The sequence below is a fragment of the Breznakia pachnodae genome (assembly GCF_030814225.1).
GTDB lineage: Bacteria > Bacillota_I > Bacilli_A > Erysipelotrichales > Erysipelotrichaceae > Breznakia > Breznakia pachnodae.
In genome coordinates, this window is record NZ_JAUSUR010000001.1 from 550,563 (window position 1) to 570,959 (window position 20,397).

Sequence of the window (20,397 nt, forward strand, 5' to 3'; positions counted from 1 at the left end):
CTATTTATCTCCTTCGTATACGAAATTCGCATCACTTTCATCAAGTGTTGGCCCATTCATATCTTTTTCACTTAAAATTGGTTCAATTCCATTCAATAAACTACCCCAATCCACATTGATAGATGGATCATCGTAGCGAATTCCACGATCACATTCTTTAGAATATAAGTTATCAACTTTATATTGGAATTCGACATCGTCACTTAAACATAAGAAACCATGAGCAAATCCACGTGGAATATAAAACATACGTTTATTTTCATCACTTAACTCTACACTTACCCACTTCTTATAAGTAGGACTTCCTTTACGAATATCTACAGCTACATCGATTACTTTTCCTTTTGTACAGCGAACTAATTTCGCTTGTGCACAAGGATTGTTTTGAAAGTGTAATCCACGTAACGTACCTTTCTTTTGTGACATTGAATGATTATCTTGAACGAAATCATTTACAATTCCCATTTCTTTAAATTTATCAGTTGAGTATGTTTCCATAAACCAACCTCTGTGATCACCAAAACAATCAGGTTCAATGATCTTTACATCTTTAATCTCTGTATCAATTACTTTCATTATTGCTCCTTCTATACGATATACTTACGATCAATTAATTTCTTTAAATATTCTCCATATTGGTTTTTCTTATATATTTCATATGTTTCTTTTAACTGATCAAGGGTAATCCATCCTTGGTCGTATGCTATTTCTTCCAAGCATGCAATCTTTCTGTTTTGATGTGTTTCAATAGTATGAACGAAGTCTGTAGCATCTGCTAAAGATTCGTGAGTTCCTGTATCTAACCATGTGAAGCCATCACCTAATAATGTAACATTTAGTTCATCATTTTCCAGATAAATACGATTCAAATCCGTGATTTCTAATTCACCACGTGCACTTGGCTTTAAATTCTTAGCATACTCAACGACTTTATTGTCATAAAAATACAATCCAGTAACAGCATAATTTGATTTTGGTTGTTCTGGTTTCTCTTCTAGAGAAATCGCTCTTCTGTTTTCATCAAACTCTACTACGCCAAAACGCTCTGGGTCTTCTACATAATAACCGAATACAGTAGCTCCTACTTTATTATTAGCAGCTGAAACCAATCGTTTAGATAAACCATGTCCATGGAAAATATTATCTCCTAAGATCATTGCACAACTATCATCACCAATAAATTCTTCACCAATAATAAATGCTTGCGCTAATCCATCTGGAGAAGGTTGCACCTTATAACTTAATTCAATTCCAAATTGATGACCATCACCTAATAATTCTTCAAATCTAGGTGTATCATCTGGAGTTGAGATAATCAAAATCTCCTTAATCCCTGCACTCATTAAAATCGATAGTGGATAATAAATCATTGGTTTATCATAAATTGGCAACAATTGCTTACTTGTTACCTTTGTTAACGGATATAACCTCGTACCACTACCACCTGCTAGAACAATACCTTTCATAATGTTACCTCCAACATAACTATACCATAAACCATGACGCTACGTCATGGTCAAGTTATATTCTATTTATTTTTGCATTCAAACATACCACATTCTTTTGTGATATGAATATATCCATTCTCGTCAATCTTATTTTGAAGAAATGTTTTAAATTCAGTTATTCTTTTACTTAATCGTTCTCTCTGATTTCCATGACAACTTAATATGTAATCAATCAAGTCCTCAGCATCAGTAACTTCTAAATGATCTTCATAGATATGCAAATGAACATCTTTAAACTTACATTTTAATTTACTCATACCATTATGAAGCCCAAAGGCATCGTATAAAGGTTCTTTCGATAATACGATGCGAGAGTCAAACTCCTCAGCAAGTTCTCTTACTTCTTTCATATGCCCTTCTCCATAGGTACTACAATAGAAATAGCCATCTGGCTTAAGTGCTCTAGAAATTTCACTGATTGCTAGTGGTAAATCATTCATATAAAACAGTACATGATTTGCAATCACTACATCAAAATAATTAGATTTAAAAGGGATACTTTCTCCAGAAAACTTCATATAACTAAAATCATTACCTAGATTATTTCTTGCACTATCCAACATCCCTTCTGAAATATCACTTAGAAAGATTTCGTGATGACGTAAATTCTTCTTTTCATTTTTCCAAAGACTACCATCCCCACAACCAACCTCTAATACCTGATTTGCTTTTTTTAAGTTTAAATTACTATATAGCCAAGGAAACCAGCCAGTTTTATTTACTGAATATTTATCATGCAGATTCATTCGGATTACTAGATTATTTGAATTTATATATTGTTCCACTACCATATCATCATGAGTATGATTAAGAAGTGTAATAAATTTACTCCAATCTAGAGTTCCACTTTTATTGGTTTTTAAAACCGTATCAATTGAAATTTTAAGATTAGAAAAATAATCAATCTTTTTATTTATTAAGTCTTTTTGAAGTAATAATGATTTTTCAAGATCTTCTTCTCCCTTACCTATAATCAACAATTGAATATCTTCTAATGAAAATCCAATTTGCTTCATTGCTAAAATTCTCTGTAATGTTACAAAGTCTTTATCTGAATAATGACGATACCCATTTTCAGGATCTTTCTTTGGTTTTAATAAACCAATCTTGTCATAATATCTTAGTGTTCTTATTGTTACATTTGCTTTATCCGCAAACTCTCCAGTTAAGTATGTTTTCATATTATTTTTATTCTACCTTATTATTTTCTCATATTCAATAATACAAACATATTATTTTTCCAATCTAATTATGTATCAAAATAATAATTAATTTGATACAATATTTGAGATACGAGGAGAGAATTATATGAAAAGAATTAGTGGAATTGACATACTAAAGATTTTTAGTATGTTTATGATTGTTGGAGTTCACATCTTAAACATTGGTGGAGTATTGCAAGCATTACCACCCTTTCAATCCAATAAATATTATCTATTTACTGGATTGAATACCATTTTTTATATTTGTGTGAATTGCTATGCTTTAGCAAGTGGATATCTAATGGTAAATTCAAAATTTAAAATATCAAAAATTCTTAAATTATGGGTGATAGTATTATTCTATCTATTATTGTTTGGAATTATATTCAACGATAAAATAAATACATTCTATTATTTTTTCCCTATCCTATCTAATCAATACTGGTATTTTATTGCTTATGTAGGCTTATATTTTTTATCTCCTTTTCTTAATCACTATATGATTGAAAATAGAAATAATAAAAATTTGAAAACATTTATAATTCTATTAATTATTATATTCGCTGTATTGCCATACTTTTCATATACACCAAATTTATTCACTCTAAATAATGGTTACTCTGTATTATGGCTAGTTATTTGTTATATTATTGGTGCTTATATCAAGCTATGTAATGTTCAATTCAAAAAGAAATTTCTTATACCTATTTTATTCTCAAGCCTATTTATTGAATATATTATAAAACTTGTAAAGACATATTCTGATATGAATGGTATAAAACTTCCAATAATTCTTAATAGTGGTATATATACATCTGTTTTCATGTTGTTAGCTGCAATTTGCTTAATGCTTTTATTCCTAAGGATTAATATAAAAAATCCTACACTCACTAAATTTTTCTCCACATCTGCTGCTATAACTTTTGGAATTTATATAATCCAAGAAAATATACTTTTCCGTGCTCAATTTATTGAAAATAAATTCGGCTCTATTGGAACCATGAGTACAGTAAATAGCATACTTTATTATATATGTAGTGTTGTAATTATTTATTTTGTATGCCATCTGATAGAATTTATTAGAATGCATATTTTTAATTTTTTAAAAATTGATACTCTTCTTAAGAAATTCGATAAAATTCTTATCGAGTAAAACCGTTTGATGAAAATTTGTCGTCTAAAAAAGAATTAGATTTCCTACAATAAATAGGAATACTAATTCTTCTTTTTTATGACTTATACTCAAAGTATGAGCCTTGATGATAATCCATCTTTTTCAATCGCAAAATTTTATTTTCTATTTTCTAAATTATCTACTTCTTCTTTTAAAATAGACACTTCCTGAATTAGAATTCTAATTTTTTCCCTTTGTCCAGATATAATGACTGTTAATGAAATAGTAATAAATATTAGTATTACAAATAGAATTCCTATAATCAAATTTGATAATGTAACAAAACCAACGAGATTCATCAACCAAAGTAACATATCAGGAAGTATAGCTACAATTAATAATAGAAGTATTGCTGTAAACCACAACAATGCAAATTTAATTGGTAATCTTCCTTTTCTCAATAAATACATAACAAATAGAAGTAATACTAAAGCAACCAAAAAGATTGCTAACCTTAAATTATTTTCCATTATTTGTACCTCCTTGTAGCAACTACAAAGATTGAAATTAATACATTAATCATATAGTATGCATTTTTCCATGTATGAATAGATGATTTTCCACCCATCCGTTCCTTCATATCCACTGCTACCTCACTTACTCGATACTGCTTCTTTAGTACTTCGGTAGTAGTAATAGGTTCGGGATATTCAATTGGATAAATGTTAGCGAATTCGTGAAACACCTTTTTATTACTAGCTCTAAACCCTGAAGTCGTGTCATAGATTTTTTGTTTCGTAAATAATCTCATCCAAGCTGATATTACTTTTATTCCAGCTCTACGAGAAGCACTTGACTGAAAAGAACTTTTTTCACCAACAAATCTAGATCCTATAACAAAATCAGCTGTATCATCTATTATTGGTTGTATAATTGATTGAATGTAAGCAGCATCATGTTGACCATCACCATCAAATTGTATAGCAATATCATAGTCATTAATAACCGCATACTTATATCCTGTTTGAACAGCTCCCCCAATTCCAAGATTATGGATTAAGTTAATATGAGGAATATTGTTTTCTTCACAAATTTGTTGGGTACTATCCAAAGACCCATCATTAATTACAATAACATCATAAGGATAATCCAATAAAGTTTTATAGGTTTTAAGTATATTCTCTTCTTCATTATACGCAGGTATAATGACTAAAACTTTATAATCCATAGTGACTCTCCTTTTCTATATATTTACATACTTCATAAATTCAAATATGTTAATCAGTATTATTGAATGTAGAACTAAAAGAATAATAACATAATTCTTAACATAATTCTCAATTAAAATTTTTCTTTTACCAACAAACAGTAATAAAAGTAATATGAAGATTGGAATAAAGTACCTTCCTTGAACTCCTAGAACTAAATCAGCTCCAACTGATGTCCAGCTTACGTACATTCCAAGAATTACTAGAATAAACATTGCAATGAATAAGATAAATATCCAAGCTTTTTCTAATTTCTTTAATTTAAATTTTTCCTCTTTTACAAACATTGAAACTAAAAGTAAACCAATGAATACAAAGATGATGAAATCATTGATTGGTAGTGTTAGCCAAGACAATGGTGATGCAATCATTGAAAATAAGAAATAAGTTCCTTGAGTGTTCAATGTGTTTCCCAATGTTTCTAAAAATTTCATTGGTGAACTAAATATCCAACGCCATTGTGCTGTAGAGTCAACACCAACTTCTTCATAGTAGGTTGCAAAGGTTGAGCCTACTCCAGGTGCTTTTTCAATAAACGTGAAATATCCAATGATTACTAAAGCAACAAATATTAGTCCAATCAATAAGAGCCATTGCTTCCATGTTAATTTTTTTATTTTATCAAACAATAAGAATACTAATCCAAAAATTGGTAAGTATACATATTTTGTCAATCCTAAAATCGCAAATAAAATACATGCAATTATTATATCCCTTGTAGTAATTGGCTGATCACTACTTTTCAATTGTAATAAAAATACAATTGATACCAAACTAACGGTATTTAATAAACAATCAGGAGACAGCGAAGCTGCCTGTTGAATACACATCGGGAATAGTAAGTATACAAAGAATACCATCTTTCCTAAAGGTGCTTTCTTTAATACGTAATATCCACCTGCAATGTAAATAGAAGCATTTAATAATCTTGCACCAATATATCCAATCATTAATGGTAAATTAAGCAATCTAGAAATAGTAAAACTGATACTAGGAATAATATAGTTTACAACTGAATAAGTTGCTGTTGCATCCGAACTTACTACACTACTGTAATCAGTAGCTGTAGTTAAATAACTTTGAAGTGTATGATAGTTATAATAGATTGAACTATCGTATGCTTTTGGAACATAGGTTACATTTTGCTTAGAATAATCAAATCCAGATACTAAATATGTTTTTAGGAAATGTTGAATTTCATCTGGCGCTGAATTAGGAACAAGTGCAAATGTATATGCAATTACAAGAGGTATTGCAATTACTACAAATAGTTTTGCTAAGTTTCCTTTATTCATTACTAGTAAATTCATAAAATACCAAGCAAATAACATAAAACATATAATAAATAAACTAATACTTATGATACTAATATGTTTAATATACAATAGACCAACAATAACATTTAATAAAGATAAAATTACCAAGAAGGCTAATATCACCTCAACAATATATAGTAATTTCCATCTTTTTAAATATTGATTTATCTTTTCTTGTACACTGTTATAAATCTTTTTATTTCTAATTGTATTTACATACAATACAACAATACCTAATATTACTACTCCAAAAAACAATAGGATTAATAAATTATTATGTAGACTACGATCAGTACCAGTAGAACGCATAATTAAATCATTCACCGTTTTCCCAGTCGTATCATCTACTCTTTCTCTGGTAAAGATATCCAATGTTCCTTCCCCCTGATAGGAAAGTTTCATTGTATAACTTGTATCTACATAAGTTGCTTGATCTGGCATTGCAATACTAACTACATCATTGTAGTCATCCAGATTTAGTTCATAACTTGTAAATAGATTTTTTCCATTATAGAATTCTACAGTTAATATACCTGCTTGTGCATTGCCCTTATCAATTTTGAACTCTAAAGTATCTACATCTAAGGTAGAGAAAGTAATCTGTTGTTTAAACTTCTTATTATTTTTTAAAGTATAGAATTCATTAACTTCACTTTTATCAGGTTCTTCAAAATTACCATTAAACCAACTAGCAGTTGGATAGGTACTACTTTTTTGTGAAAGTACAACAAGAGCTACTGTTAATATACAAAAAACAGCACAAACAATTTTATTTATATAATTTTTCTTTTTGTTTGATTTCATACTTCCCCCAAACTAACCTAATATAAACGGTCCGTGTTCAATTTTGAAATTCTTATTATAATAAGGATCTCCTTTTCTTAAAACATCTCCCCATTTATCTTGGAAATGTTTTATTTCCCCTTCCAATCTGCGAATCTTCTCAGCTGTATCTTCATAACCTCTAGATTTTGATTCATAATGATACCATAATGAGAATGCATTAAATACTACTAATTTATTAATCTGTCTTACTTTCAGACAGAAATCAACATCGTTTAATCCAACTTTGAACGATTCATCAAAGCCGCCAACTTCTTCAAATACTTTTTTATCTACCATCATACATGCAGCAGTTACTGCACTATAATTACCATTGATACGAGCACGTACCATAAACCCAACATCGTCTCTTCCAATCCCAGTAAAGATATGACCTGCAAATCCTCCAAAACCTAAGACAATTCCAGCATGCTGAACAGTATTATCTTCATAGAGCAACTTTGCTCCAACAATACCAACTTCTTCGCGCATACAGCATCCTAGAAGCTCACTAACGGCAGTTTTGGCAATGACCTCAGTATCATTGTTCAAGAATAACAAATACTCACCTTTGGCAAAGCTTACACCATAATTATTAATAGCCGAGTAATTGAAATCATTTTCCCAATATACAACTTTAATATTAGTATGTTTCTTTTCAAGTTCTTTGTAGTACTCAAAGATCTCTGTTGATTCACTGTTGTTCTCAACTATGATAATCTCAAAGTCTTGATATACGTTTTTCTTATACAAAGATTCAATACATGTTTTTAATGTTTCTTTTTCATCTTTATTAGGAATTATAATTGATACTAAAGGATTTCCAGGTGTAGCATAAGTCGTATGATACATTCCCCATAAATCCATAATTTCTACTTTAGCATCCACACCTACACGCTTGTAGTGTTCACTAATAGCTTTTTGTCCAGCTTCATAACAATACATCTTACTTTCTGGATTCTCTGCTGTAGAGTTCGCATGCATTCTCCAGTGATATAATACTTTCGGTATATGATAAATCGTTTCTGCCTGCTCAATACAACGGAACATTACATCATAATCCTGTGCACCATCAAATTCACTACGGAATCCACCAACGCCATTAATGATATCTGTTTTCACTACAAAGAAATGTGTTATATAGTTATGTGATCGTAATAAATCAAGACTAAAATCAGGCTTTAAATTTGGATCATCAAATTCAGTTCCATCACTATTTACTTTATCCTCATCAGTATAAAGAATGTCATACTTAACATCCTGTAAAGACTTAACAATTTCATATAACGCATCTGGTGTTAATAAATCGTCATGATCAAACAATCCAACATACTCTCCTGTTGCCATTGCAAGTGCTTCATTGGTATTACCAGCAATTCCAAAGTTATCATTCAATACTTTATAAATAACGCGTGCATCCTTTTGATGATACTCTTCTAAGATTGTTTGAACTTCAGTATTACCTTGACTTCCATCAGCAATACACAATTCAAAATTTCCATAACTTTGATTCAAAACTGAATCAATCATTTCATGAAGAAACTTTTTAGGCGTATTATACGTTGGAACAATCACACTTATTTTAGGTTGGTACTTAAACTCAACCTCTCTTTGCTTCTTTAGTTGTTCATCAGTTACTTTGTTTGCATTAAACCAAGTATCATAATGAATCTTATCATGTGATGGACCTTTTCTAACTCTTTTCAAGAAACCGCTGATTCCATTTCTTCTTAAGTATTTTAATCCACGCTTGATATTCTTCCAATTCATCAATCTAAACAAATACATAATCTTTTGAAAGAAACTTCTTCCTTTCAGCTCTTTAGCCAAATCAATAATTACTGTTTCTTTTTGATTTGTCACTTTAATAAAATAATTCTCATTTTCTATCGCACGAAAACTAGTTCTGAACCCACAATATTTTTGTTCAACAGGAACCATTTTTAATTTATATAAATCTTCACGATTATAAACACGAGTAGTCGATTCAATTTCATTTCCTTTACTGTCTATAACCACAAATGCTAATTCCTTATCACCTAATAACGAATATGCCCATCCTTGAATTGATGTATTGCCATCATTTTCTAAATGCTTGTAGTCGATCGCATAAACAATACTTTCATGATTTAGTAAAGCAGTTACTTGATTGCTATCAGCTTTGAATAAACGTTTAGTTTCACCATCAATTGATGCAAATAAATCTATTGATGTTATATTGCTTATTTCACTTATATCCACATATACACGAAAACCACACTTCATACGAGGGTGATATTTTTCATATTCATGTAATATATCAGGACGAATTGTTTCACTAAAAATAACAGGCATATCTTGTTTGTTAACCTGTAGTGAATAATTAATAGTTCCACCTGTAGTCGAAAATGCCCATCCAGTAATAGCGATATAACGTATGCTATCTACTTCTCTGATGTCGATTCGATCAATGCGATATTTAATCTTCATAAATAAACTCCTTTATTCAGTTATTAGTAAACCATAAAAAGATTGACGATTCGCTCCCCAACCTTGATTAATATTTAAATTTCTTCTGCAAATCCTTTTTCCAATTTCTTGAAAATCACGTATCCGATTAATAATACAACCATACTAAATGCAAATACATATCCTAAGGATCCTAATGTTGGTAATTGGTGATATAAAAATATATCACGATATGCATCAATAATATGTGCCATTGGATTTAATTTAAACACCCACATCATAAGTTGATTTTCAGCAAATCTATCAGCCGTGTATAAAATAGGTGTTGCATAAAACGCCATATTTAAAATAAAACCAACAATGTATTCTGTATCTTTTACATAAATATTAATTGCACTTAATGCAAATGCTAATCCTAATGATAATAGTGATTGAAGCAAAGCCAATACTGGCAACAAAATTAAATGCCAGCTAATGCCAACTCCGCCTGCTACTGTAAATATTAAAATAATAATACAAGAAATCAGAAAGTTAATTAAACCACTAATAACAACCGAAATTGGTAATAATTCTCTAGGAAAATATACTTTCTTGATAATTCCAGCATTCGAACGTACGGTAACCATTCCTTGAGTTACTACAGTTGTAAAGAATGTCCATGGAATAATACCACAAACCAGATAAATCAAATAGTTATCAACTGTATTTCCCATTAAATAAGGGAATATCAGCCAATAAATAATAACTTGTAATAGTGGGTTAATAAATGACCATAAGACACCTAAAAAAGAACCTTTGTATTTACCACGAATTTCCTTTTTTACATTTGTCATTAAAAATTCTCTGTAATTATATAGACTACGAATTAATTCCATATATAACCCCACTTATTCTACTTCAATGTTTACAACAACATCTTTTGTTGTTAAACATTTATCTGTATTGTCATATAACTCTGCCACAATTTTGAAAGAACTTTTTCCACTTTCCTCAATTACATCTCTGTAATCATCCAATAGAACCTCTTTCATGAATCCAACTCGTTCAGGATCAGTAAATCCTAAAAAGTCTTCATGATATGCTGCCACAGCATCATCTCTACGCTCAGGTATAAATCCTTCTACTTCTTTTCCATTAATCGATACTTTATAATAAGAATCTTCACAATTTGCTAGTGACCATCCTCTTAAACGAAATACTTGACCATATTTCACATCTGAGAATGCTACTGGTTCATCAATGAACATAACCCCTCTGGTTTTATGTTCACCACTTTCCTGCGATTTTTTCACTTGCTCTTTATGATCAATTGCAATTTGCTTTAAATATTCAGAAATTACATATGCAGGATCTCCATCTAACTGAACTCCTCCATGATAAATCCAAACCGCACGATCACAAATTTCTTTTACTACATCTAAACTGTGAGATACAATAACAATCGTTTTATCACTGCTCTTTAATTCTTTTAATTTTTCAAAACATTTATCCTGGAAATGTTGATCTCCTACTGCAAGAATCTCATCTAACAATAAGATTTCCGCATCTACATTGATAGCTATTGAAAATGCTAAACGCATATACATTCCAGAAGAGTATGTACGTATTGGATTATCAATAAAGTCTCCTAGTTCTGAGAAAGCAATAATCTCATCAATACGTCCGTCAATTTCTTTTCTAGTTAAACCAAAAATTGACGCATTAAAATAAATGTTCTCACGTCCAGTAAAGTCTGGATGGAACCCCGCCCCAAGTTCTAGTAAAGAAGTAAGTTTTCCATTTGTACTTAGAGTACCTTGATTTGGATATAGAATTTTCGTCATTAGTTTTAATAACGTACTTTTCCCACTACCATTGGTACCAATAAGCGCAACAGTTTCACCCTTCTTAATATTTAAATTTATATCTTTTAGTATTTCTTTACGTGTTACATTTGATTGCTTAAACAAAGTCAATAACCTTTCTTTCAAGGTATTCGGTTTATCATAAACTAATTTGAAACTTTTATACAATCCACGAACTTCTATTGCGTTTGTAGAATCCATAGTTCCTCCATAATCATTGTTATTAAGTATAGCATATATACTATATATTTTCCATTTCTTATGAAACTTTAATACTTCTTTAGTATTGAAGTAATATCTCCTAAGATTGGACGTATTTTAGCCAACTTTCTGTATTTGCTGAATAGCGAAAGTGAAAGTAGGGAAAACACTTTTCTTTTTTGTATTAATTGTATTCTTAATTCATAATATTCTTTTCTAAATTTCAAGTTCTGATATATTTTATCATTTTGATTTGCATACTGCAAAGAAAATAGAATTCTTTGTAATTCAAGTGATACTACATCTTCTCTACTCTTCATTCGCTTTTTATCTGCGAGTTGAATTGTATCCAGTCCAATTGCATTATCTGAATGGACTCGATATTTAATTAAAGGCTCTTTATAAAAGTAACAACCTTTATGAATTGCAGCGATTAAAGAAAGTGACCAGTCATGTTCTAAGTTATTGGTCTCATCTTGTTTTAATAACTGAATTAGTTCCTTTTTAACGGCCATTGTACAACCTTGAGCATAGTTTTTCATTAGTAAATCTTCATACGATACTTCAACAATAGAAAATTCGTTAATATTGAAATCTAACATCCCATATTTGTCTCTAATATTATTAGAATTTATGTTTTTTCCATTTTCATCAATAAGTACAAAATCACTGGCTAAAGACAAAATATTATCTCGATTTAAATGCAGCATCATTTTCTCAATTTTATCCTTCATCCAAATATCATCCTGATCACATAAGAAGACAATATCTCCATTACTTCCATTTAATGCATGGCGAAAATTCTTGTTGAATCCCAGATTTTCTTTATTTACATGTATCTTCCAGTTACTTAGCTTGTGACGTTTTATATAATCATTCACTAATATTACTGTTTGATCAACTGAACCATCATCAAAAATAAGCACTTCATCTGGTTGTACACTTTGATTAAGGATGCTATCCAGTTGCTCATTAATATATTTTTCGCCATTGTAAGTTGTCATTACCAGAGATATCATTATATACCACCTTTAATTCATTTTATTCTTTTCCTTAAAATATATAACTGTTGCCAGTAACAGATTAAACTGTTTTAAGTAAGTTGATTTTCCATTCTTCTCATTCAAGTATTTATTCTTTTTATAGCTAGGAAACTGTTCATTTACTTTTTTCATTACATATCTGGTTCCCTCTTTAAACTTTTTATAGTCTTTTGCTTTTGCCAGACGTTTGATAAATGTTCCAAACAAGTATCGTACATATGTATACTCCAACTCATCTCTATAATCATCATAATATCCATGTTGTTTATAGTAATCTACTAAATCATCCATGTTTTCAACTAACTGGTATAACTTATCATTATAAGTGTACGTTATAGAACCTTCGTTTTGAACATAGTAATATCCAACATCGGAAATACCAGCTACTTTTTTTATTTCTGGATATATCTGATTTAAAATCAATACATCCTCATACCATACATTCGGTTTGAAACGATAGTTTTTTACTATTTCAGTCTTATATAGTTTATTCCAAAGAACTGTATATGCATCAATTAGAAGTTCATGATTATCCTGATAATCATACATGCCAGAATTTACTATATCCTTGCGATCAGGATAGATTGATAAGCTATTACAAGCAACCACATCAAAATCATCTTCTGTAATTTTAGCATAGAGCTTCTCATACATATCCTTAGCGACATAATCGTCACTATCAATAAAACCCATATATTTTCCACTAACTCTCTCTATACCTGCATTACGAGCCTCTGAGACACCTCTATTCTCTGTGTGAATAGCAATTAGTTTATCTGGGTACTGTTTTTGATAATCATCTAGAATTTGTTTCGTATTATCTGTTGATCCATCATTCACTACAATAATTTCCATATGCTCATAAGATTGCGATAATAGACTATCTAAACATCTGCCAATCTGTTTCTCTCGGTTATATGCAGGAATGACTACACTAATTATATCTTTCATACCTATCCTCAATTTCCTTACTATGATTTTATACTATAAACTATCTTAAATATCATATAACTAAATCCTCTTGTAAAGTTCAGTAAGAATCTCTCCAGAACATTTGCATGATTGTATTGTGTCTGAAAATAATACTGACTCTTTTTTAGCTGTTTTAATTTTCCTAATCGATTCAAACTCTTATCAATTGATACCGAATGATTATGGAATACTTCAATTCCTAAATCAACAATCACTTTATAATTTTTCGCTTTTAGTTTCTTACCAATAATATGTTCCTCATAATACAAAAATGTATGTTCATCAAAATATCCAACATCTTTTAATGCTTTTGTATCAATCAGAAAGAAACAACCAAGAACTGTATCTACTTTAACCACTTCTTTATCTTTATAAAATTCATCATTATACTCTAAGTATTTCTTCGTGAAAAAGCGATGAATATAAATCATATTTAAAATTGCATCCTGTACTGGAGTAGGAGTTTTCATTCCTTTACTGAATCCAGTATGTTCGCGAATTACAGGAGCTGTAATTGCTGAATTATATTGCTTTTTTGTTTTTATCAATTCGTCAATAACACTATTATTATCAATTTCGATATCTGAATTACTAACAATCAAGTTACAGTCACCAAGCAACGTAGTTGCATAATTGCATCCATAATTAATTGCATATGCATATCCCTTGTTTGCTTCACTTTGAATTACATGAATATGCTCACTATGATATTTATCATATAAATACGAAAAAGAATTATCACTTGATTTATTGTCTAATACTGTAATCAGATCAATACTGGGATAATCTTTTATATTCTCTATTAGCTTTTCACTTGTTAGTGCATCATTATAATTAATAATCAAAAAAACTGTTTTCATAATCACCCCGTAATTCTCTATCTTCCATATTACAAAATTATTCTTCTATTAATCGTTCAATCATTGAACAAAAATTCATATTATTTGATTCATATTGTTTTACTTTAAAGTCACCAAGAAGTTTCAATTTATCTTCCAATTCATCAACTTCAATGCAGCCAATAATATATCCAAGTTTTTCAAACTTTTGTGTTATCTCCACCTGATGATCATTTTCATGTTCACCATACTTCACTCGTCTCGCAACTGCAATTACTTTCTTATCATGATGAATCCCATTCATAATAGTTCCAACACCTGCATGACATATTAAATATTCACATTCTTCTATATAACTATTAAACTTATCCATTTGAATAAAAGGAAGTATTTCCATATATTTACTATCATACTTCGTAGCCCCAGCCTGAACCACTATATCGCTATCAATAACACCTTTCTCAATCAGTTCATCCAATTTTTCTAGTAACCGATGAAATGACTTATCTTGTGTTCCCAACGTAACAAATATCATTAGAAAATCCACCCGCCATATTCTGCATCCGGATATAACTCCAGCATACTTTCCCACTGAACAATAAAGTGATCAGCAATTGGATAAACGATCTTCCCAGCAACGGTTTTTGTATAGATATTTGCGAATGTTTCAATATAGATTATTTTCTTTTTGAAGAAATGTGCAATATAGCACATTGGTACAGCTGTATGTGATCCCGTCGAGATAATAACATCTGGACGTATCTTTAAATATAAATATAAACTTCTAAGGCAGTTAAAAGGAAAAACAAACATATATTTCAACATGTTATGTTTTGTTGCATACGCTAAATAAAAAACCTTATTCCCATATTGATTTCTAAGTGAAACATTGGAGTCAGTTTTTTCAGTAACGATTGTATATTGATATTTTTTAAACAATGGTGATAACTGTAATAACTCATTCAAATGACCACCAGTGCTTGATATAAACATAACTTTCTTCATCACACTATCCTTTTATTAACCGCTTTTTGCGTATCATATATATTATAAAGCAAACCTATGAATATAGGAACTACTTTTTAAACGAATAAAATGGTCATAACGAATTATCTCATTTATGACCATTTCATTTTTTATAGTATTGAAATAAACTAATATCCAGCCATTTCTTTTGTTTCTCGATCAACCTTTAATACATTTTCACTTACAGTATAATCTCCACCATAAATATTATCATGCATAAGTTTTACTTCACCTGCAAAATCATTCAACACATAGTGAGGTCCATATCCATATAATGATAATGAAGCCAATATAGAACTATATCCGCCTGAAGGGAATTGGTATTGGTTCAGACTTTTATCAAAAGTTAAATAACTAGTTGCATAGTTTTTGAAACTACCATTAGACACATTCGTTTCAATATAAGGCATAACGTCATTAACTACACTTAGAAGTCCTGTCGCAGACTGATCTCCAACTTTCGCTAACAATGCATCAATAACATTATTTTGACGTTGCATCCGCTCATAATCACTATCAATTTTTCTGATTCTAGAATATGCTAGAGCCTCTTCACCATTAAGGTGATAAGTCCCTCCTCCACCAATGCCTAATTGAGCTGCTTCTGCATCTGTCATTGTAATATCCACACCACCTAGAATATCAACAATATTTACAACAGAATTAAAGTCAAATTTAACATACTGTGTAATATCCAAATCAAAGTTATAATTCAACGAACTTAAAGTTCCTTGAGCTCCATCATACCAATAAGCATGATTTAATTTCTCATATCGTTCTTCCATCGGTTGATAAACTAAGTTGTCACGTTGAACTGATGTAATACTAATTTTCTTTGTATCAAAATTCAAAGAAATAATTTTGACTACATCGGAACGTGCCGTTCCATCTGATTCATCAATCCCTATTAACGCAATGTTTACAACATCTCCATCAAGCTCAGTCGCATTTACTTCACTAGCTTCGAACTCATCAGTTTTATTCATTTTATTTAAAATTGAGTCAATGTACAAATTCCCTGCCACAAACACAACTAGTATTAATGCAAGTATTGACGATAATACTATGATTAATCTTTTCTTGGCTTTCTTACTCATAAAGACCTCCTAATTAATAAAATATACTATTTAAGAATACTACATATTGATATAAAAATCTATATATAAATCCTTTTCATTTATGTGAAATTTACGATGAAATTATTCCTGAGTTTGTTTAGCTGTTTGTATAAAGTTCCACGAGTCCTTCATCATATCATCTATATTTTTTTCAGCTTTAAATCCGAGTTCTTTAAATGCTTTTTGCGGGTTAGCATAATAAACCGCTACATCTCCAGGTCTTCGTGAATTAATTTGGTAAGGGATATCAATAGAATTTGCTTTTTCAAATGCGTTAATAATATCAAGAACGCTGTGTCCTTTTCCCGTTCCTAGATTATATGTTTCTATTCCCACATTATCTTTATCAAGTTTCTTAAGTGCACTTACATGTCCTCTCGCTAAATCCACAACATGGATATAATCTCGAATTCCTGTTCCATCAGGGGTATCGTAATCATCTCCATATACATATAAGAATGGAAGTTCTTTATTTGCTACCATTACAATATAAGGCACTAAATTATTTGGTATTCCATTTGGATTTTCGCCAATTAGTCCACTTTCATGAGCACCAATAGGATTAAAATACCTTAATATAGTTATATTCCATTTATTATCTGATATATATAAGTCTTTTAAAATTTGCTCAATAAACAGTTTTGTAGTTCCATAAGGATTTGTTGTAGGACCCAAAGAACTATTTTCATTAATGGGAACTTCTTCAGGATCACCATATACTGTGGCACTACTACTGAATACTAAATTTTTACAATTATATTCTTGCATGATTTCACATAATACCAATGTACTAGTAATATTATTATCATAATACTCTAATGGCTTACTAACTGATTCGCCAACTGCCTTAAATCCGGCAAAATGCATAGTAGCATCAATTTTATTTTCTTCGAATATTTTGTGCATTATTTTTCTATCACAAACATTTCCTTGATAAAAAATTATACCTTTTCCTGTTATCTTTCTGATATAGTCTTTTACTTCAATTTTTGCATTGGATAAATCGTCAATAACAATTACATCATTTCCACTATTCAATAATTCCACACAAGTATGGCTTCCAATAAAACCCAAACCACCTGTAACTAAAACATTCATAAATATTACTCCTTCACTAAGTAACTATTTTAAACTATAAGTATTTAAAATGCAAAATCACCGTTTTTAAACACTTGTACTTCTGTTTCATCTTGTGAAAGACCAATAATTTCCATATCTTCATTACCAAACATAAAGTCCACATGAGTCATAGAATTATTAGAACCTACGTTGTCAAGTTCTTCTTGACTCATTTCCACTCCACCTTTTACATTCATTGGGTATGCTCTTCCAAGTGCAAGATGACAAGAAGCATTTTCATCATAAAGCGTATTATAAAATAATATATTACTCATTGAAATTGGAGAGTGATAAGGAACTAATGCAACTTCTCCTAAATAACAGCTTCCTTCATCAAACTCTATTAATGTTTTTAAAACATCTTCATTCTCTTCAGCCCTATAATCTACAACTTTTCCATCTTTGAATGTTAAAGAGAAGTTAGTAATTAAACTTCCATTGTAACTTAATGGTTTTGTACTATGTACAATTCCATTTACACCATATTTATATGGCATTGTGAATACTTCTTCAGTTGGCATATTAGCATTAAATAAGACTCCAGAAGGAGTTTCTTCATCCCCACCTGCCCAAATGTGGTTATTTACTAAATCAACTCTTAAATCAGTTCCTAAACTATTTTTGAAATGCAGACTCTTAAAATTATAATCATTTAACAAATTAACATATGTTCTTAAATCAGCATCATGTTGTTGCCAGTATTTAACTGGATCATTATCTTCCAGTACTTGGACACTTTCTAAAATTGCATCTGTAAGTTTATGCATGGCAACTACATCTATTTCATTGGGAAAGACTTTTCTCGCCCAATCAAGATTTGGATATCCTACAATGCTCCATTGCACCTTGCTTGCCATTGTAATCTCACTTGCTTCCTTAAGTGCAATTTGTCTAGCTATAGTTGCTTCTTGCATCTTTTTAGGGTCAATTCCTGCCATAACTTCTGGAATTTCACTTATGATATGCAATACACAAGCACCTTCACGCAAAGGTGCAGTTTTTTGTTCAACAATATAATCAGGAACATTTTTTAAAGTTTCAACATCTTGATATTCATAATGAAGGCGGCTAATTTTATCATCATAAAAGTTAACGACTACTTCTTTTGCGCCTACTTCATATGCTTCCTTTACTACAGCCTCTACCAAATCACGTGTATTTACTGGTGCATTTATAACCAGTGTTTGTCCTTTTTGAACATTCACACCCATTACCACTGCTAGTTTCGCATATTTATTAATTATTGAGATATTCATTGCGATTTCCTCCTTAATTTCATTTACACTTATTATACATGAATTCTAATTTTAAATATATAAATATTGTAATGCGGATAAAATAAAAAATGTGCATCATTTTTATTTGAGTACACATTCTTTTTTTACAAATTTAATCTCTACTATACAAATCACGTGTATAAATTTTATCAGTTACATCTTTTAATTCATCAGATAACCTATTAGCAACTATTACGTCACATTCAGATTTAAATTTCTCTAAATCATTTACTACTTTACTATTAAAAAAATACTCTTCTGTCATTGAAGGCTCATAAATAATAACTTCAATACCCTTTGCTTTAATTCTTTTCATAATTCCTTGTATTGCTGACTGTCTAAAATTATCACTATCCATTTTCATTGTTAAGCGATATACACCAACAACATTAGGTTTTTTTTGTATAATGGTATCTGCAATATAATCTTTTCTAGTTGAATTAGATTTAACAATAGCTTCAATTAAATTATTTGGAACATCCTCGTAGTTGGCTAGTAACTGTTTCGTATCTTTAGGCAAGCAGTACCCACCATAACCAAAAGATGGATTATTATAGTGTGTTCCAATTCTTGGATCTAACCCCACTCCTTCAATTATTTGTTTAGTATTTAAACCCCTTGTTTCAGCATATGTATCTAATTCATTAAAAAAGGATACTCTCATAGCTAAATAAGTATTTGCGAATAGTTTTATGGCTTCTGCCTCTGTACTATTGGTAAATAAAACATCTATATCTTTTTTTATAGCGCCTTCTATCAATAAATTTGCAAAAACCTTAGCATTTTCACTTTGTTCTCCAACAATAATTCTAGAAGGATGTAAGTTATCATACAATGCATTTCCTTCCCTTAGAAACTCGGGTGAAAACATAATATTGCTAGTTTTATGCTCTTCTTTCATCTCTTTAGTAAATCCCACTGGGATTGTACTTTTGATTACCATAACAGCATTTTTATTAATGCTTATGACTTTATTAATCGTTGCTTCTACGGTACTTGTATCAAAATAGTTCTTTTTTTCATCATAATTAGTTGGTGTACAAATTATCACAAAATCAGCATGTTTAAAAGCCTCAGTAGCATCACATGTTGCTCTTAAATTAAGAACCTTATTCTTTAAATACTCTTCAATTTCATCATCTTTAATTGGGGATATACGTTCATTAATCATCTGAACTTTCTTTTCATCAACATCATAAGCAACTACTTCATTTTTTTGTGATAATAATGTTGCTATACTTAATCCCACATATCCTGTTCCAGCTATTGTTATCTTCATT

General features: G+C 30.2%; 19 protein-coding genes. 1 reads left to right on the forward strand and 18 read right to left on the reverse strand.

Features of this window, described 5'->3' with window-relative positions:
- The 3 genes from rfbC to J2S15_RS02630 form a co-directional block, all read right to left on the reverse strand.
- Positions 1-576, reverse strand: coding sequence for a dTDP-4-dehydrorhamnose 3,5-epimerase (gene rfbC / locus J2S15_RS02620; RefSeq protein ID WP_307405196.1), 576 nt, complete (start codon positions 574-576; stop codon positions 1-3).
- Between the two features lie 11 nt (positions 577-587).
- Entirely contained in the window at positions 588-1,466 is an 879-nt protein-coding gene (rfbA, locus tag J2S15_RS02625; protein ID WP_307405198.1) for a glucose-1-phosphate thymidylyltransferase RfbA, read from the reverse strand.
- A gap of 62 nt (positions 1,467-1,528) precedes the next feature.
- Positions 1,529-2,689 (reverse strand): MerR family transcriptional regulator, encoded by a 1,161-nt coding sequence (locus J2S15_RS02630; protein WP_307405200.1) that lies wholly within the window; start codon positions 2,687-2,689, stop codon positions 1,529-1,531.
- A gap of 127 nt (positions 2,690-2,816) precedes the next feature.
- Here J2S15_RS02630 and J2S15_RS02635 point away from each other — a divergent pair, with 127 nt between their 5' ends.
- Positions 2,817-3,863 (forward strand): acyltransferase, encoded by a 1,047-nt coding sequence (locus J2S15_RS02635; RefSeq protein ID WP_307405202.1) that lies wholly within the window; start codon positions 2,817-2,819, stop codon positions 3,861-3,863.
- A 137-nt stretch (positions 3,864-4,000) separates the two neighbouring features.
- Here J2S15_RS02635 and J2S15_RS02640 read toward each other — a convergent pair whose 3' ends face one another.
- The 15 genes from J2S15_RS02640 to J2S15_RS02710 all read right to left on the reverse strand — a co-directional run bounded on the left by J2S15_RS02640 (position 4,001) and on the right by J2S15_RS02710 (position 20,396).
- On the reverse strand, positions 4,001-4,354 hold the full coding sequence (locus J2S15_RS02640) for a DUF2304 domain-containing protein (RefSeq protein WP_307405204.1): 354 nt from the start codon (positions 4,352-4,354) through the stop codon (positions 4,001-4,003).
- Positions 4,354-5,052, reverse strand: a complete 699-nt coding sequence (locus tag J2S15_RS02645; RefSeq protein WP_307405206.1) for a glycosyltransferase family 2 protein — start codon at positions 5,050-5,052, stop codon at positions 4,354-4,356. The genes J2S15_RS02640 and J2S15_RS02645 overlap by 1 nt, the downstream gene beginning before the upstream one ends.
- A gap of 15 nt (positions 5,053-5,067) precedes the next feature.
- Positions 5,068-7,212, reverse strand: coding sequence for a DUF2142 domain-containing protein (locus J2S15_RS02650; protein WP_307405208.1), 2,145 nt, complete (start codon positions 7,210-7,212; stop codon positions 5,068-5,070).
- 12 nt (positions 7,213-7,224) lie between these two features.
- Positions 7,225-9,699: a glycosyltransferase family 2 protein gene (locus tag J2S15_RS02655; RefSeq protein WP_307405210.1), complete on the reverse strand. Its 2,475-nt coding sequence runs from the start codon at positions 9,697-9,699 to the stop codon at positions 7,225-7,227.
- A 74-nt stretch (positions 9,700-9,773) separates the two neighbouring features.
- Positions 9,774-10,553: an ABC transporter permease gene (locus J2S15_RS02660; RefSeq protein ID WP_307405212.1), complete on the reverse strand. Its 780-nt coding sequence runs from the start codon at positions 10,551-10,553 to the stop codon at positions 9,774-9,776.
- A gap of 12 nt (positions 10,554-10,565) precedes the next feature.
- On the reverse strand, positions 10,566-11,723 hold the full coding sequence (locus J2S15_RS02665) for an ABC transporter ATP-binding protein (RefSeq protein ID WP_307405214.1): 1,158 nt from the start codon (positions 11,721-11,723) through the stop codon (positions 10,566-10,568).
- A 68-nt stretch (positions 11,724-11,791) separates the two neighbouring features.
- Positions 11,792-12,742 (reverse strand): glycosyltransferase family 2 protein, encoded by a 951-nt coding sequence (locus J2S15_RS02670; RefSeq protein ID WP_307405216.1) that lies wholly within the window; start codon positions 12,740-12,742, stop codon positions 11,792-11,794.
- A gap of 12 nt (positions 12,743-12,754) precedes the next feature.
- Positions 12,755-13,717 (reverse strand): glycosyltransferase family 2 protein, encoded by a 963-nt coding sequence (locus tag J2S15_RS02675; RefSeq protein WP_307405218.1) that lies wholly within the window; start codon positions 13,715-13,717, stop codon positions 12,755-12,757.
- Between the two features lie 20 nt (positions 13,718-13,737).
- Positions 13,738-14,598 carry a glycosyltransferase family 2 protein gene (locus tag J2S15_RS02680; RefSeq protein WP_307405219.1) on the reverse strand — a complete coding sequence of 287 codons (861 nt, stop codon included), beginning with the start codon at positions 14,596-14,598 and terminating at the stop codon, positions 13,738-13,740.
- Positions 14,599-14,635: 37 nt separating this feature from the next.
- A complete protein-coding gene (pssE, locus tag J2S15_RS02685; RefSeq protein ID WP_307405221.1) occupies positions 14,636-15,112 on the reverse strand; it encodes a PssE/Cps14G family polysaccharide biosynthesis glycosyltransferase in 477 nt (158 codons plus the stop codon).
- On the reverse strand, positions 15,112-15,582 hold the full coding sequence (gene pssD, locus J2S15_RS02690) for a PssD/Cps14F family polysaccharide biosynthesis glycosyltransferase (protein WP_307405223.1): 471 nt from the start codon (positions 15,580-15,582) through the stop codon (positions 15,112-15,114). The genes pssE and pssD overlap by 1 nt, the downstream gene beginning before the upstream one ends.
- Before the next feature lie 149 nt (positions 15,583-15,731).
- Positions 15,732-16,700 (reverse strand): LCP family protein, encoded by a 969-nt coding sequence (locus J2S15_RS02695; RefSeq protein ID WP_307405225.1) that lies wholly within the window; start codon positions 16,698-16,700, stop codon positions 15,732-15,734.
- Between the two features lie 102 nt (positions 16,701-16,802).
- A complete protein-coding gene (gene galE, locus J2S15_RS02700; RefSeq protein ID WP_307405227.1) occupies positions 16,803-17,819 on the reverse strand; it encodes a UDP-glucose 4-epimerase GalE in 1,017 nt (338 codons plus the stop codon).
- 44 nt (positions 17,820-17,863) lie between these two features.
- A complete protein-coding gene (locus J2S15_RS02705) occupies positions 17,864-19,096 on the reverse strand; it encodes an aminopeptidase (protein ID WP_307405229.1) in 1,233 nt (410 codons plus the stop codon).
- A gap of 133 nt (positions 19,097-19,229) precedes the next feature.
- Entirely contained in the window at positions 19,230-20,396 is a 1,167-nt protein-coding gene (locus J2S15_RS02710) for a nucleotide sugar dehydrogenase (RefSeq protein WP_307405231.1), read from the reverse strand.
- Position 20,397: the final 1 nt, after the last annotated feature.

Bases quoted from the DNA above. Each gene is read 5' to 3' on its own strand.
- rfbC (WP_307405196.1), bottom strand. From the start codon at position 576: ATGAAAGTAATTGATACAGAGATTAAAGATGTAAAGATCATTGAACCT.
- rfbA (WP_307405198.1), bottom strand. From the start codon at position 1,466: ATGAAAGGTATTGTTCTAGCAGGTGGTAGTGGTACGAGGTTATATCCG.
- J2S15_RS02630 (WP_307405200.1), bottom strand. From the start codon at position 2,689: ATGAAAACATACTTAACTGGAGAGTTTGCGGATAAAGCAAATGTAACA.
- J2S15_RS02635 (WP_307405202.1), top strand. From the start codon at position 2,817: ATGAAAAGAATTAGTGGAATTGACATACTAAAGATTTTTAGTATGTTT.
- J2S15_RS02640 (WP_307405204.1), bottom strand. From the start codon at position 4,354: ATGGAAAATAATTTAAGGTTAGCAATCTTTTTGGTTGCTTTAGTATTA.
- J2S15_RS02645 (WP_307405206.1), bottom strand. From the start codon at position 5,052: ATGGATTATAAAGTTTTAGTCATTATACCTGCGTATAATGAAGAAGAG.
- J2S15_RS02650 (WP_307405208.1), bottom strand. From the start codon at position 7,212: ATGAAATCAAACAAAAAGAAAAATTATATAAATAAAATTGTTTGTGCT.
- J2S15_RS02655 (WP_307405210.1), bottom strand. From the start codon at position 9,699: ATGAAGATTAAATATCGCATTGATCGAATCGACATCAGAGAAGTAGAT.
- J2S15_RS02660 (WP_307405212.1), bottom strand. From the start codon at position 10,553: ATGGAATTAATTCGTAGTCTATATAATTACAGAGAATTTTTAATGACA.
- J2S15_RS02665 (WP_307405214.1), bottom strand. From the start codon at position 11,723: ATGGATTCTACAAACGCAATAGAAGTTCGTGGATTGTATAAAAGTTTC.
- J2S15_RS02670 (WP_307405216.1), bottom strand. From the start codon at position 12,742: ATGATATCTCTGGTAATGACAACTTACAATGGCGAAAAATATATTAAT.
- J2S15_RS02675 (WP_307405218.1), bottom strand. From the start codon at position 13,717: ATGAAAGATATAATTAGTGTAGTCATTCCTGCATATAACCGAGAGAAA.
- J2S15_RS02680 (WP_307405219.1), bottom strand. From the start codon at position 14,598: ATGAAAACAGTTTTTTTGATTATTAATTATAATGATGCACTAACAAGT.
- pssE (WP_307405221.1), bottom strand. From the start codon at position 15,112: ATGATATTTGTTACGTTGGGAACACAAGATAAGTCATTTCATCGGTTA.
- pssD (WP_307405223.1), bottom strand. From the start codon at position 15,582: ATGAAGAAAGTTATGTTTATATCAAGCACTGGTGGTCATTTGAATGAG.
- J2S15_RS02695 (WP_307405225.1), bottom strand. From the start codon at position 16,700: ATGAGTAAGAAAGCCAAGAAAAGATTAATCATAGTATTATCGTCAATA.
- galE (WP_307405227.1), bottom strand. From the start codon at position 17,819: ATGAATGTTTTAGTTACAGGTGGTTTGGGTTTTATTGGAAGCCATACT.
- J2S15_RS02705 (WP_307405229.1), bottom strand. From the start codon at position 19,096: ATGAATATCTCAATAATTAATAAATATGCGAAACTAGCAGTGGTAATG.
- J2S15_RS02710 (WP_307405231.1), bottom strand. From the start codon at position 20,396: ATGAAGATAACAATAGCTGGAACAGGATATGTGGGATTAAGTATAGCA.